The organism is Streptomyces tendae (assembly GCF_014650435.1).
Lineage (GTDB): Bacteria > Actinomycetota > Actinomycetes > Streptomycetales > Streptomycetaceae > Streptomyces > Streptomyces tendae.
Genome location: NZ_BMUY01000080.1, coordinates 1 through 878 on the forward strand (window position 1 = coordinate 1; position 878 = coordinate 878).

Annotated in this window: 2 protein-coding genes; both read right to left on the reverse strand. The window is 71.5% G+C overall.

The window, feature by feature from the left end; translation table 11 throughout:
* Positions 1–364, reverse strand: a 364-nt coding sequence (locus IE258_RS40690) for a DUF2637 domain-containing protein (RefSeq protein WP_189750822.1), incomplete at its 3' end; no start/stop codon positions are given.
* A 39-nt stretch (positions 365–403) separates the two neighbouring features.
* The gene (locus tag IE258_RS40695) at positions 404–730 is read right to left on the reverse strand and encodes a hypothetical protein (RefSeq protein WP_189750823.1); all 327 of its coding nucleotides are present in this window, start codon (positions 728–730) and stop codon (positions 404–406) included.
* Positions 731–878: the final 148 nt, after the last annotated feature.

The window sequence follows — 878 nt, forward strand, 5'->3', positions numbered from 1 at the left end:
AGGCGGCTGCGGCGTTGAAGGCGATGGTGGCTGCGGTGAGGAGCCAGGCCCCGTGCCGGAGCAGGGGGTAGGGCATGCGGAGCCAGGTGAGGAGGAGGTCGAGTGCAAGGAAGGCGATGATGCCGGCGTCGATGGCGATGGGGAATGCGTGGGCGAAGTCGCCGAAGCCCTTGGTGGTGGCGAGGTCGGTGACGGCGGTGTAGGAGCCGATGAAGCCGAGGGTGGCGATGGTGAGGACGCCGGCGGCGACGATGGCGATGAGGGTTTTCTGGGGGCGGGTGAGGGGCTTCCCCGGCGCGGTGGGTGCGAGGGGGCCGTCCTCGGTGGGGCGGTTCGGCTCGTTGCCGGCCGGGGTGGTGGTCATTGGGTTCGGTGTCCTTCCTGGCGGGATGGTCGGGGCGGGTCAGGCGGCGGGGCGGATGTTGGTGCGGGTGTTCTGCTGGATGGTGATGGCGAAGTACGCCTCGTACTCGTCGTCGTCCCAGTCGGCGGGGTCGCCGTGGGTGCAGCGGAAGCGGGGACCGGGCTTGCGGCTGAGGTGGCGTCGGACGGTGCGCAGGCCCTGGCGAATCTCGTCACCGAGGGCCAGGCCCACGAGGACTGCGGCGAGCACGGTGAAGACGACGGTGGCCGGGCGGATGGTGCTGGTGGTGATCTGGTGGCCGAGGACGCCACCAGAGGTGAGGGTGGCGAAGAGGGCGAGGCCCTTGATGCTCTGCAACACGTTCACGGGGTCTCCTTCGTAGTGGTGCTCCGGGGGGTTGGGTGCTGGTCGTGCTGGGCGCCGCGCCCCGGGTGGGGGTTCGGGGTGCGGCCTCCGGCAGGGCCAGAGGGGTGGGGCCCGGCCGTGTCGGCTTCGGTCCGGGCCCCGGGGTGGT